We start from the raw sequence: 12,633 nt of genomic DNA on the forward strand, positions 1-12,633 counted from the left end.
GTGTCGATCAATTGGCTGTCACGCCACGGTTGGGCAAGCTCAACACAAGGCTTCCGTCCCATGTCATGGCGGTGCTGCCGCGTGTCAAATGTGCTTCCAACGGCAAAGCTTGGGCTTGGCTGCGGGCTTGCGCCAACCAATTGGCCAAGGTTGCGGCGGGCACAGCTTTGAGCTGCACGCTCACGCGATCGCCTTGCACGTTGATTTGCATCTGTGCGCTGGGTGTGAGGCCTTGCAAATTGCGCAGCGCTTCGTCACGCGCAAGCGGTGTGCGGCCTTGCAGTGCTTGGGCCTGCGCTTGCAAGGCCAACATGTGGGCTTGTTGTTGATGGATGTGCGCTCGGCGGTGATCGCTATCGCGCAAGGTGTTGAGCGCGGGTGCGATGGCGATGAACCAAAACAGCAGCACGGCAAGCAATGCGCCCAGCAACGAGATGCTGCGTTGTTCGCGAGGGCTCAAGGTGTGCCAGCGTTTCATTTCATGCCCTCCGCTTGCAACACCCAAGTGTCGTTGCCGTCTTGGCGCAGGTTCAGGCCCTGAGCACTGAGGCGAGCCATGCCAGGGGCATGGCTGTCAAACGTCACGCCCTGCACACGCAGCGCATGGTTGGCATAGTGAATTTGCTGCGGTGTTTGCCCTGCTGGGAGCACACCGGCCAAGGCTGCGAGCAAAGGTTCAAGGTCGGTACTCGATGCCGAGCCTGATTTTTGTTGCAATGCATCGACTTCGCGCTGCATTTGCAAAGGTGCATCGATGACCAAGGTGACCGACGGAAACGTGGTTTGCAAAATACTTTGCAGCGAGGCTTGCTGTGCGTTCAAAGCGCTGCGCTCACGCCATGCCAAAGCGTTGAGACCCAGCACTTGCAAAGCGATCAGCGCCACCACGCCCCATCGCACTGGCTTCCAATCGGGCGCGTTTAAAACGGTTTGCCATGCGGCGAGCACTTGGCGTTGCAGGCGTTGAAGTGGGCCTTGGGCCCATTCGCCTTGTGCCAAGTCCCAAGCCGACTGGCTGGACTTGACCCAACGTTGCGCCGCGCTTTGCATCATGGGCTGGCGCTGCAGGGTGTGTTGCACGCGGGTCACCATGGCTGGCTCGGCTTGGATTTGTAAATCGTCTTGGTTCAGTTCGGTAAACGCGCGCCATTGAGCCGTGTTGGGTGGCAGCAGCGTTACGCCGTGCGCGTGGCACAGCACGCTTTGCGAATGGTCGGGTTCACCCATCACTTGCAGCACGGGTGTGTCGCTGGGCGACAGCTCGGGGACGATGCGTTGCACCGTTAGGCCGGCCGCTTGCAAGGGCGAGAGTGCCTCGCGCAACCATTGTTTGTCGCACACGGCCACCAAGGTGTCGCCGCCAGTGCGGGCGGTTTGTTCGGCATCAGGCGCAAGCACGATGTGCAGTTGTTGCGGCTCGTCCAGCAAACGGTCTTCTAACAAGCCGTGCAACACGCTTTGCAAACGTGGGCCATGGCTGGCGGGCGGCAGCTGCACGCGCAGCCAAGCCAAACGGCTGTGCGGTACGACCGCCACCACTTCGCCCGCGTGTGCAGACAGGGTGGTAGCCGCCCCCGTGGCACTGCGCAACACACTGTGCCCGTCCGAATGAACGTGGGCATAGCCAGTGTTGGCGTGGGTAGAGTGGGGCAGCGCGATGATCAGCATGGATTTGTCATTGTAGAGAGCCAGACTCGCGCCAAATGACCTTCACTTCTTGGTTGTCTCGCTGCACCAAAGAGCGTTCTTGCAGGGTGGTTTGTGGCATGCGTAGACGGCCCAGCACCTCAAAGTATTGCGTGTTCACGCTGTGGGTGTCGGTCAAGTTGATGGGGCGACCCCATGCCTTTTGAAAAGCATCCACACTGGTCCAGTGTTGGCGCTCGCGCTGTTGCACCAAGCGCTGGGCATCTGACATGCTCAGGCCTGGCACACTGGCGTAGAGCACTTGCACGCTGGCCGTGTTGAGGTTCACAGCCGTGCGAGTGGGCAGCAAGGCAATGTGTGGGCTCAGAGCTTGCACGGCTTGAGGCGATAAACCCAACCAGCTCAGTTGGCTCACGCGTTGTGGCATCAGGGGGGAATTACTGGTTTGCTTTTGTGCGGCCAACAAGCCTTGGGCGAGTAGGTTGAGTTGGGCTGGCGGGATGCTCAAGGCGTCAAACAGGCGTTCAAAAGCGAGCATGGCTTTGCCATCGAGTTGCTCGCCCTGGATCAAGTTGGTCACATTGAGCCTGCCTTGCAAGTCGCTCACAGCACCTGATAAAAGCACATGGCGTGCAAACTTTTCGTCATCGATGGTGTTGCCTGTGCCATCGGGCAACGCAGCCAAAAAACTAGACAAACGGGCTTCTTGCAACGGCACAGCCCAAGGCTCAGCCAAGTGATCGGTAGGTGCGCTGGCGTCGCCCGCACGCGCGTCTTCGCGCAAGATGACGCGTGCCCAGTCCAGTGCGCCCGTCAGCAACCAACGTGCTTGCGTGCGTTGGCGCTCCGCGCCTTCCACTTCGATGGATTTCCATTGCTGCCACAAAGCGCCTGCCGCAAACGTAGCCACCAAAGCCACAGTGAGCATGGCGGCGAGTAAAGCTGCGCCACGTTGTGAGGAGCCTGCCATGTGCTTCATGTTTTGGTGTTGCTGAAGTTGGGGCGCACCCAGTCGAGGGTGATGCGGCCTCGCACACTGGTGGTGGCGGGCAGGTCAATTTGTAGGCGAATGGCGTCGGGCATTGCGCCTTGGTTAGGCGTGTTGGTTTGCTGGCTCACGCCCGAGCTGTCGCTCGCGCTCGAGAGTGGGTTGGTCCACGCATTGCCACGAAAGTAGGTGAGCTGCCATGCGTCAAGGGGGATCAATTGGGTCTCAAGCAACGCGTCATCACTGCTCGGGTTTTGGCCCCAGCGTTCGGCATTGGCCCATGCTTGTTGCAAAGCTGCACGCGTTTGCAGGGGCGGCGATTGCCAGCGCAGCCATTGGTTGCCGCGCAATGTCCACGCCACCACCCACAAGCCTGCGTCAGCGCCATCGGCACGCCATGCGGTGGCGCGGCGCGTGATGCGCAGTGTGCGGCCATCCCACAGTACGCCTGCTTCGGAAAGCCTAGGCACGGGTTGCACCGCATTGAGGTCGGCTTGCCATTGCGCGAGCACGGTCTGCAGCACGGCGGTTTGGTCGACCTGCGCTTGCGTGATGTCGCGACTGCGCATGAGGCTGTCGAGCCCACGCCAGCCCAAGCCCGCCAGCACCGCCATGAGCGTGATGGCGATGAGTAGCTCAATGAGCGTGAAGCCGCGTTGATCCTTGGCGTTGGCCATCAGTAACGCCCCAAGACGGTGGTGATGTTGAGCACAGGGGTGGCAGTGTCAAACACTTGTGCGTCCACACGACGAAACGCAGGGTTGGGCGTGGTGCGCACCGTCAGCGCCACTTCAAAGTTGCGCTCGGCCTGCGGACAGGGTAGACGCGAGTCGCCCACGCTGGGCAGTTGTTGCGAGAGGCGTAATTGGTTCAAGGCGTTGTCCGCACAAATTTGCGCAAGCAGCACATCGGCTTGGCGTTGCGCGTTGCGTGTGAGCGCGCCGCTGACCTTGAGCCCACTCATTAGAGCAATCGACACGATGGCGAGCGCCACCAACACCTCGATGAGTGTGAAGCCGCGCTGTTTCATGGCAACACCTGAAAGGGGCGCAGCCCGTCTGTGCCAAGGGTCAGCGCAGGGGCTGCTTTTGCGTTGTTGGCCGTTGCCACGCTGAGTGTGATGCGAGCGGGCGCCAAGATGGGTTCGGGGCCTAGCACCACCAAGTTGGTAGGCGCAACGTTGCTTGGTGAAACATTGACCGTGCTGACCACTGCTTGGGTCCCCGCCGTTAGCCAAGTTTCTGTGCGGGCTGCAATTGGGTTGGGTGCGATTGCAGGCCGAATGACAAAGCCTTCGGGTGTGGCTTGCCAAATTAAGGCAATGCCACTGGTGCGCGATTGCGCACGGGCTGCTTCTAAAACGGCGATCAAGCGTTGTGCTTCACGCTCTAGCTGAGTTTGGCTGCTGTCGCGTAGTGACAAGCTCACACCAGCCACGCTCAAGCCAATGATGGCCAGCACCACCAACAGCTCCAACAAAGTGAGGCCGTGCTGGCGTTGCATGGCTGATGGGCGCGATTGTTTTATTGCCAGCTGCCGATGTCGGCGTTTTTGCCTTCGCCGCCGGGTTGGCCGTCAGCGCCGAGTGACAGCACATCCACTTCACCCTTCACGCCAGGATTCATGTATTGGTAAGGGCGGCCCCAAGGGTCGTTGGGGAGCTTGTCGATGTAGGGCTTCCAGTTCAGCGGCACTTGGCCTGCCGTGGGTTTGACCACCAAGGCGTTCAGACCTTGTTCGGCCGTGGGGTAGTTTTGGTTGTCCAAGCGGTAGAGCTTGAGCGCGTTCATGAGGTTGCCCACATCGGTTTTGGCTGCGGTCACGCGTGCGTCGTCGGCACGGTTGAGCACGTTAGGCACCACCAGTGCAGCCAACACGCCAATGATGGCGAGCACGACCATCAGTTCGATCAGCGTGAAGCCGCGTTGGCGTTTGGCTTTGGGGGCGTTTTGTTGGGCTTGCATATCAGGCATTTCAAAAATTTCCTATCAATGATCAATCATAATCCGCTCATGCTTCGCTACCGCCCTTCATTTGCCACCGCCTTGAGCGCTTCGTCGCGTGTGGTGTTGCCCGCCGCCACCTTGTTGGTGTGGGGCGTTGTGGCGTTCAGTGCGGTGACTTGGGGCTTGCGTTGGTCGGCCACGGGTGCTGCACCCAGCAATGCCACCACTGCTGCGCAGGCCTTGCCTGAGGTAGATGTCTCTGCCGCTGCGCGTAGCCTGGGTGCTGCGCCTGTGCAAGCAGTGGCTGCGCCGACGCTGGCCAGCCGGTTTCAGTTGCAAGGCGTGATGGCAGGTGGGCCCAATGCAGGCGCTGCGCTCATCGCGGTGGACGGCAAAGCCGCCAAGCCCTTCCGCGTGGGCGCTGTGGTGGCGGATGGCTTGGTGTTGCAATCGGCTGAGGGGCGGCGCGTGACGCTAGGTGCTGCGCTGGACGGGCCGCAAACCTTGGCGCTTGAACTGCCCGCTAAGAAATAAGCTGGCTATGAGACAAACAAGCCACCAACCAAGCGTTGATGCAAACTAAAAAGGGGTAGCCAAGCTACCCCTTTTGCTTTTTGCGCTTATCGATTTAACGCTGCAAGAACAAGCGATACGCTGGGTTTTGCGTTTCTTCCACATACGGATAACCCAAGCCATCCAAGAATGCGGTGAACGCTTTGTTGTCGGTCTTTGGCACTTGCAAGCCCATCAAGATGCGACCGTAGTCCGCGCCTTGGTTGCGGTAGTGGAAGAGGCTGATGTTCCAGCCGGGGCGCATGGCCAGCAAGAACTTCATCAGTGCACCGGGGCGCTCGGGGAACTCAAAGCGCAAGATGCGTTCTTCATGCGCGAGCGACGAATGCCCGCCCACCATATGGCGAATGTGCTCTTTGGCCAGCTCGTCGTGGGTGAGATCAATGGCCTCAAAGCCGCTCTTGGTGAAGTGGCTTGCAATCTTGCTGCTTTCGCCTTTGATGCCAGTGGTCAAACCCACAAACACATGGGCTTTGGCTTGGTCGCTCATGCGATAGTTGAACTCGGTCACATTGCGGGGCGATTTGCTGCCGCCAAAGCTAGGCAGCTTGCCAATCAGCTCGCAAAAGCGGCGCAGGCTGCCCGGTTGCTCGGGGATGGTCACAGCGAACAAGGCTTCGCGTTCTTCACCCACCTCGGCGCGCTCGGCCACAAAGCGCAAGCGGTCGAAGTTCATGTTCGCCCCACACAAAATGGCGGCGTAAGTCTCACCCTTGGTTTTGTGCTCAGCCACGTATTGCTTGATCGCGGCCACGGCCAAGGCGCCTGCAGGCTCAACGATGCTTCGGGTGTCCACAAACACATCTTTGATGGCGGCGCACACGGCATCGGTGTCAACCGTGATGTAGCTGTCCACCAAGTTTTTGCTCACGCGGAAGGTTTCTTCACCCACCAGCTTCACGGCTGTGCCATCGGAGAACAAACCCACGTCGTTGAGTGTGACGCGTTTACCTTTTTGCACCGACTGCATCATGGCGGACGAGTCGTCCATTTGCACGCCAATTACTTTGATTTCGGGGCGCACGGCCTTGATGTAGTTGGCCACGCCGCTGATCAGGCCACCGCCGCCAATGGCGACAAACACCGCGTCGAGTTGGTGCAGGTTGAGGCCTTGCAACTGGCGCAGCATTTCCATGGCAATCGTGCCTTGGCCGGCAATCACATCGGGGTCGTCAAACGGGTGGACAAACGTCATGCCGTTTTTCTTTTCCAGCGTGAGGGCGTGGGTGTAGGCGTCCGAGTAGCTATCGCCTGCCAACACCACCTCGCCGCCCAAAGCCTTAACGGCCTCAATCTTCACGCTGGGCGTGGTGGTGGGCATGACGATGATGGCTTTGACACCCAGTCGCTTTGCGCCCAATGCCACTCCTTGGGCGTGGTTGCCAGCTGAGGCGCAAATTACGCCTTTCTTTAGCTGCTCGGGCGTGAGGTGCGCCATCTTGTTGTACGCGCCGCGCAGTTTGAAGCTGTGCACGGGCTGCTGGTCCTCGCGCTTCAAGAGCACGGTATTGTGAATTCGACGGCTGAGGTTTTTCGCCACCTCCAGCGCAGATTCACTCGCCACGTCGTACACACGGGCGGTCAAGATTTTTTTCAAGTAATCGGCGGGCTGCAGCGCGCGCGCTTTGGTGGTGCGGGTAGACATGAGGTGATTGTCTCTTATGAAAAAATCAGCACAGGCGAAAAAAAGCCCCGAGTTTTGCAACTCGGGGCATGAATCCACTTTTGAGGGTGGAGGAGACAAGCCCAAATTGTATGCAAATTTTGTTGCGGTGCAACATTTCGCAGACAATCACGCTAGAAATTTATTGGAGAAACACTCATGGAATGCACCGTCAGCTGGACCGGCAACTCAGGCACCCGTTCAGGCATGGGCTTTATTGCAGAAACAGGCAGCGGCCATGTGGTGGCCATGGATGGCGCGCCCGATGCAGCCAAGCCCGAGAACGGCGGCCAAAACTTGGCGCCTCGCCCCATGGAGATGCTCTTGGCAGGCACAGGTGGCTGCACCGCGTATGACGTGGTGCTCATCTTGAAACGTGGCCGTCACAACGTGCAAGGCTGCAGCGTGAAGATAGTGAGCGAACGCGCCACCGAAGACCCCAAGGTGTTCACCAAGATCAACATGCACTTCACCGTGACGGGCCAAGGCGTGCCAGCCAGCGCGGTGGAGCGCGCCATTGCCATGAGCCACGACAAATACTGCTCGGCCAGCATCATGCTGGGCAAAACCGCAGAAATCACCACCAGCTTTGAGCTGGTAGAGGCTTAAAAGCCGTAAAGCAAAGACTTAGATGCGATGCGCCACGGTGGTCATCACCTTGGCGGCCACTTGCATCATGGCTTTGAAAGGCGCGGGCAGTTCTGCTGCACCTGCGTGTTGCGCGTCCTTCGCGTGTTGCGCCTCGTCCACCTTCATTTGCGCCACGATGGCACGGCTGGGGCCATCGTTGGCGGGCAGTCGCCCAAGGTGGCTTTCTAAGTGCGCTTCCACTTGGCGTTCGGTCTCCACCACAAATCCAAGGCTCATGCGGTCGCCACCCAGTTTGGCGGCGGCGTAGCCAATAGCGAATGCACCTGCGTACCAAAGCGGGTTGAGCCAGCTGGGGCGTCCGCCTAGCTCTTGCAGGCGTTGTTCGCACCAAGCCAAGTGGTCAGTTTCTTCGTCACATGCGGTGGTCAGGTGCTGGCGCAAGGCGTGGTCTTGCGTGGCCAAGGCTTGGGCGGTGTACAGCGCTTGGGCGCACACCTCGCCCACATGGTTCACGCGCATCAGGGCGGCTGCCTCGGTTTTTTCGGCGTCTGTCAATGCTGGCGGTGTAGGGGCCTCGGCAGCCCACATGGGCGTGGGGCGGTTGGCGTGGTGGCGGGCAAACACCGTGCGCAAGGCACTGTCGGCGGCGGTCAATAAACGGTCCATGTGTGGAAGTTTAAGGTGGCGAGTCGGGGTGTTGCATGACGTGCGTCAAAGCCGCATAAATTTGTCAAAACCCACAATTTCCAAGGGTTTGCGCGGGGTTATCCCTAGGGGTTGTTGCATGCATGCAACGGAAAAGACGAGTTTTTGACACCTGTCATAGTTTTATTCAACGGAGTCTGGTTCAATACGTTCAACTTCCCGAAAACGGAGGTTGGCTCTACGAAAAAGTAGGGCCCCTGTTCAAACCTTGGAGAACCTTGAAATGAAAAAAACCCTCGTTGCTATCGCAGCACTCGCAGCCTTCGGCGCACAAGCTCAATCTTCTGTCCAAATCGACGGCTTGATGGACGCTGGCTACCAATCTCTGAACCTCAAAGGTACCAAAGTTAACGGTATCCAAGGCAACGGTTCTGGCACTTCTCAAATCAACTTCCGTGGTACATCTGACCTCGGTGGCGGTTTGAAGGCTGACTTCCGCGTTGAAACCGACTGGAGCGTTGTGTCTAATAAGGCCAACCAAGGTACTGCTTCCAGCACCTCTGGCGACGCTACTAAGTTGGCGCTTGATAAACAAGTGAACGCAACAGCTGGCACATTCGGCAACGGCGAATTGCGCGTTGGTCTGGACCAAGCTGGTATCGGCCGCATCGACTTCGGCGCGATCAACTTCAACACATTGGACACATTGGGCACCGGCCAACCTTACGGTACAGCCATCGGTGGTGGTTACGGTTCAGTGTCTCGCGTTGACGCTGCTGGCACTGCAGTGCGTGACGAAAACCAAGTCCGTTTGTCTTCTGCCACTTTCTCTGGCTTCAAGGCTGTTTTGAACAAATCTGCCAAGCAAACCAAAGCCAACAACGGCGCATCTGCCAGCACATCAACTGGCTTGACAGCTCAACAAACAGCTTTCAGCACCACATTGGGTGCTTACGACAAGCTGGGTTCTACTGAAGTTGGCGTGAACTACGCTAACGGCCCATTGGCAGCTTCTTACAGCACATTGAAGCAAGACAGCGTGAGCGTTGGTACAGGTACTACTGCTACCACAGTGAACACCTTGGGTGCTAACTACACCATGGGTGCTATCAAAGGCATGTTCTTGAACCAAACAGTGAAGACAACAACAGGTACTGTTGCTACTGACACTTCTTACAACGCCTACTCAGTTGTGTACACCATGGGTAACACCGAGTTGATGGCTTCTACAGGTAAGTTGAAGCAAGACGTGGGCACATACGCTGGCAAAGAGTCCAAGTTGACTTCTTTCGGTGCTAACTACAACTTGAGCAAGACAACTAGCTTGTACCTCCGCTCTGAGTCCATCAAAGACGATGCTGCTGTGATCGCTGCTGCTGCTACCACAGACGTGTCTGGCAACACCAAGCGTACACGTACAGCCATCGGCTTGAAAACAAACTTCTAATCCCCCCGCTGGCTTAGCCAGTTAAGGATTTAAAAGTCTTAAAACCCCACGGTGGTAACACGGTGGGGTTTTTTATTTGTCTGTGTGTTTCAAGGGGATGCGAATGTACAAGTTGATCGCTACGTTTTGCTTCGTATTGTTCAGCATGGCGGCCAATTCGCAAGCACTGGATGCCCAATTGATTCAAATCGACTTGGGGCGTGAATACGGCGTGTTCAGCAAATCACCCGCCTTGCTCAGGGCAGTATCCGTTCGTCAAGAAAAGTCTCAGCCTAAAACGGCAGTTCTTTTCTTTGTAGGTTGGCCTAGTCAGCTTTGGATTCCGGAGACAGTCGATGCAGATCGTTTCGCCAATGCCATTACCAAGGCTCAGCTCTATGCTTTGAAACACATTGATTTTTTCCCTGCAAAAGGCCTCACCTTTGTTGTGGTGGACTGTCCGACGGATCAATGGGGTGGCAGTTTTCGCTCACCCACCCCAACGGGTTGTAGCGATGCCTATCGGTCGTCAGAGCAACATGCCGCAGACATTGGGCGACTGATCCGTCATTTGAAAGAACAGCAAGGCATCGAAAAAATCTATATCTTTGGGCATAGCTATGGCAGTGTGTCGTCCAGATGGTTGGCCATTCGTTTGGGTGACCAAATTCAAGGCAGCATCCACTCCGCCTCGATGAGTTTGTTTGCAGGGCCGCGTTTTGCGGATTACGGCAGCTCGATTGCACAGATTGACATCACCAAAGCGTCTGCACCTTGGGTGTTTTTCCATCACCAAAACGATGGGTGTCACACCACGGCATATGCCCCCATTCAGTCTTTGGCTGGTTCTAGGCTAACAACCGTCAGGGGTGGTGTAGCAGAGGGGGACCCCTGTGGTGGTGGGCATTTGCATTCCTACCAAGGACGCGAGCTGGTGGTTTTAGAAGCCATGGCTCACTGGATACTGACGGGCGAGCGCGTGGAGTTCGTGGGGGAGTAGTTCAGATTTTTAATGTGCCATGTGACCTAAGGCTAGATTGCTAAGTAGGTCGCTCAAATGACGGTTGTATTCTGCACTGTTAAAAAGTGGCGAAGTCACTCGCTTTACCTTGACTTGATGACGTAAATTTTGCAGAGACCTTGAGTCGTTACCAAGCCGAATGGCTGTTTCTAAATAAGCTTCTTGGGAGTAGGTAATGAGATCAGGCACATCGAGGGTTGTGAGCATGCTTGCTGCTACGCGAGATGCAAATGTTCTCCCCGCATAAGTAAGCACAGGCAAACCTGCAAAGAGCGCGTCGCTTGCCGTTGTGTGTGCGTTGTAGGGCCAGGTGTCAAGAAATAAGTCGGCAAGCGAAAGTCGCTGCAAATGGTCCTCAAAACTATCCATGCGTGTTGCAAAAATAATTCTATTGGGGTCAATTCCTGCGCGGGTTGCTTCAAATTTAAGTCGGTCTGACACCTGTGCAGATGGTGTTGCGAGCCACAGTACGCTTCCGTCGACTTGGGCCAGTGTTTTCATCCACAAGTCAAACATGTCGGGTGTGAATTTGACGTGATTGTTGAAGCAACAATAAACCATGCCAATCTCGGGTAATCCAAATTGAGCTCGAGTGAAATTGACGCCAGATGGCTTTACACGGGAATCGCGTGGCATGAAGCAGTGGGGCAATCGCACAACGCGCTCTGTGTAGTGAATTTCGTCCTCGTGTGGAATGACCTGGTGATCAGCGATGATGTAGTCGATGAAAGTAGCACCTGTTGTTGCCGGATAGCCCAAGAAACTTACTTGTAGAGGAGCAATGCGCAGCGAAAAAATCTCAGTGCGCGCATTTTGAGTGTGACCACCTAGGTCAATGGCCATGTTGAGACCTATTTCGCGCGCTAAATTAGCGACGGACAAATGCCCCATTGATTCAATATCAATGAAGCGCGAAAAAACGGATTTGAGGTGATGCTGAAGTTCGTCATCCACATTTCGGTAAGAAAAAGCGACGAGCTCAAACCTTTCACGGTCGTGATTTTCAAAGAAGTCAAGTAAAAGTTGAGAGACAGGATGAGTGCGAAAGTCAGCGGAAAAAAGACCAATTCGAATACGGTTTTCAGGAGCTATAAATGCAGGCGTTTCTGAAGCTGTCGGAAGAGTGGCTTTGATCCAGTCTTCCGCAACTTGACGTTGTGTGACTGGATCGTCTAGGTAGTTGATGACATGCATGGGATGAATGACATGCCCACAACCTGATTTGATTAAGTCATGGGTTGAATTAATCAAGTCCTTCCAACCTTCCCAATCGCACAACTGGGCTTTGGTCTGAAGAACGTTGCCGCGTATGTAAGGCATATCTGGCTCATTGGCTAGGACTTGGCTGAATGCTTGCAGCGCTTCAAGCGGCATATGCTGCCCAAGGTAATGATTGCCAAGTTTGCTATTTAGATCTGCATTTCTAGGGTCTAGTTTTAAAGCTGCTTTGTAGTCATCCGCTGCCAAGTCGTGAATGTGCATGCGGTCGAACGCAAGACCTCTATTGGCATAGGCTTGCCAGTAGTGTGGTTCGATTTCAATGGCTTTCGAATAACATGAAGTTGCGAGTGAGAGTTCGCCTAGTTTGGCGAATGCGCACCCTGCGTTGTAAAACGCTTCAGCGTAATCAGGCTTGAGGTTTACAGCTTGTTCGTAAGCAGAAATAGCTTCAGGTATGCGTCCGCAAGTGACGAGGGCATTGCCAAGGTTGTTATGAGCTTGAGCGATGTGTGGGCGTAATTTGATCGCTTGGGCTATGAGCTCTACGCCCCGAATTGATTGCCCACCTTGATAGCAAGCCACGCCTAACATGTGCATGGCATCGAAAAATGATGGACGCATTTTTAGCGCTTTTTCGTATAAAGCGCTCGCTTCTACCAATCTGCCTTCACGATGAAGTGCGAGAGCTTGTTGGAAAAGGTGTTCAGGTGACTTCACGAATTTGAAGAGTTGGTGAGGGGTGAATAATCTGAGCCATGTGTTGCTCGTTTGGTAGTTGAAGATTATTCCACTCCCAGCGAGTGAGCCAATGACAGTTGCAGCAAATCTTGCAGTTTCTCCATTGCGGATTTCTGCATCGATATCATGGCGGAGCAGAGGATGTATCAAAAGTTATTGTGGATTGATTGGGCT

Annotated in this window: 14 protein-coding genes; 4 read left to right on the forward strand and 10 right to left on the reverse strand. The window is 55.8% G+C overall.

The features are described 5' to 3' along the window. Positions 1-7 precede the first annotated feature (7 nt). The 7 genes from gspM to gspG are packed head-to-tail and all read right to left on the reverse strand — an operon-like array spanning position 8 to position 4,599. Positions 8-478, reverse strand: coding sequence for a type II secretion system protein GspM (gene gspM / locus QMG27_RS01685; RefSeq protein ID WP_281812526.1), 471 nt, complete (start codon positions 476-478; stop codon positions 8-10). Next, positions 475-1,668, reverse strand: a complete 1,194-nt coding sequence (gene gspL / locus QMG27_RS01690; protein ID WP_281812528.1) for a type II secretion system protein GspL — start codon at positions 1,666-1,668, stop codon at positions 475-477. The genes gspM and gspL overlap by 4 nt, the downstream gene beginning before the upstream one ends. A 7-nt stretch (positions 1,669-1,675) precedes the next feature. Then, on the reverse strand, positions 1,676-2,626 hold the full coding sequence (gene gspK, locus QMG27_RS01695) for a type II secretion system minor pseudopilin GspK (RefSeq protein WP_281812530.1): 951 nt from the start codon (positions 2,624-2,626) through the stop codon (positions 1,676-1,678). Then, the gene (locus tag QMG27_RS01700) at positions 2,623-3,312 is read right to left on the reverse strand and encodes a prepilin-type N-terminal cleavage/methylation domain-containing protein (protein WP_281812532.1); all 690 of its coding nucleotides are present in this window, start codon (positions 3,310-3,312) and stop codon (positions 2,623-2,625) included. Before QMG27_RS01700 ends, gspK begins: the two co-directional genes overlap by 4 nt. Further along, complete coding sequence (gspI, locus tag QMG27_RS01705) at positions 3,312-3,665, reverse strand: type II secretion system minor pseudopilin GspI (protein ID WP_281812534.1); 354 nt, start codon at positions 3,663-3,665, stop codon at positions 3,312-3,314. Before gspI ends, QMG27_RS01700 begins: the two co-directional genes overlap by 1 nt. Continuing rightward, positions 3,662-4,138, reverse strand: coding sequence for a prepilin-type N-terminal cleavage/methylation domain-containing protein (locus tag QMG27_RS01710; RefSeq protein WP_281812536.1), 477 nt, complete (start codon positions 4,136-4,138; stop codon positions 3,662-3,664). The genes gspI and QMG27_RS01710 overlap by 4 nt, the downstream gene beginning before the upstream one ends. 20 nt (positions 4,139-4,158) lie before the next feature. Further along, complete coding sequence (gene gspG, locus QMG27_RS01715; RefSeq protein WP_281814705.1) at positions 4,159-4,599, reverse strand: type II secretion system major pseudopilin GspG; 441 nt, start codon at positions 4,597-4,599, stop codon at positions 4,159-4,161. Positions 4,600-4,647: 48 nt separating this feature from the next. Between gspG and QMG27_RS01720 the strand changes: the two genes are divergently transcribed. Further along, positions 4,648-5,115 (forward strand): general secretion pathway protein C, encoded by a 468-nt coding sequence (locus QMG27_RS01720; RefSeq protein ID WP_281812538.1) that lies wholly within the window; start codon positions 4,648-4,650, stop codon positions 5,113-5,115. Positions 5,116-5,209: 94 nt separating this feature from the next. Here the strand turns inward: QMG27_RS01720 and ilvA are convergent, their stop codons facing one another. Then, complete coding sequence (gene ilvA / locus QMG27_RS01725; protein ID WP_281812540.1) at positions 5,210-6,799, reverse strand: threonine ammonia-lyase, biosynthetic; 1,590 nt, start codon at positions 6,797-6,799, stop codon at positions 5,210-5,212. Between the two features lie 177 nt (positions 6,800-6,976). On the opposite strand from ilvA, the gene QMG27_RS01730 reads away from it, so the two are divergent. Next, positions 6,977-7,426 carry an OsmC family protein gene (locus QMG27_RS01730; RefSeq protein WP_281812542.1) on the forward strand — a complete coding sequence of 150 codons (450 nt, stop codon included), beginning with the start codon at positions 6,977-6,979 and terminating at the stop codon, positions 7,424-7,426. A gap of 18 nt (positions 7,427-7,444) precedes the next feature. Here QMG27_RS01730 and coq7 read toward each other — a convergent pair whose 3' ends face one another. Then, entirely contained in the window at positions 7,445-8,074 is a 630-nt protein-coding gene (gene coq7, locus QMG27_RS01735; protein ID WP_281812544.1) for a 2-polyprenyl-3-methyl-6-methoxy-1,4-benzoquinone monooxygenase, read from the reverse strand. A gap of 262 nt (positions 8,075-8,336) precedes the next feature. Here coq7 and QMG27_RS01740 point away from each other — a divergent pair, with 262 nt between their 5' ends. Continuing rightward, the gene (locus tag QMG27_RS01740) at positions 8,337-9,500 is read left to right on the forward strand and encodes a porin (protein WP_281812546.1); all 1,164 of its coding nucleotides are present in this window, start codon (positions 8,337-8,339) and stop codon (positions 9,498-9,500) included. A 103-nt stretch (positions 9,501-9,603) separates the two neighbouring features. After that, complete coding sequence (locus QMG27_RS01745) at positions 9,604-10,479, forward strand: hypothetical protein (RefSeq protein WP_281812548.1); 876 nt, start codon at positions 9,604-9,606, stop codon at positions 10,477-10,479. Positions 10,480-10,488: 9 nt separating this feature from the next. Here QMG27_RS01745 and QMG27_RS01750 read toward each other — a convergent pair whose 3' ends face one another. Further along, positions 10,489-12,609 (reverse strand): tetratricopeptide repeat protein, encoded by a 2,121-nt coding sequence (locus QMG27_RS01750; RefSeq protein WP_281812550.1) that lies wholly within the window; start codon positions 12,607-12,609, stop codon positions 10,489-10,491. Between the last annotated feature and the right edge of the window lie 24 nt (positions 12,610-12,633).

The organism is Limnohabitans sp. MORI2, from assembly GCF_027925025.1.
GTDB lineage: Bacteria > Pseudomonadota > Gammaproteobacteria > Burkholderiales > Burkholderiaceae_C > Limnohabitans.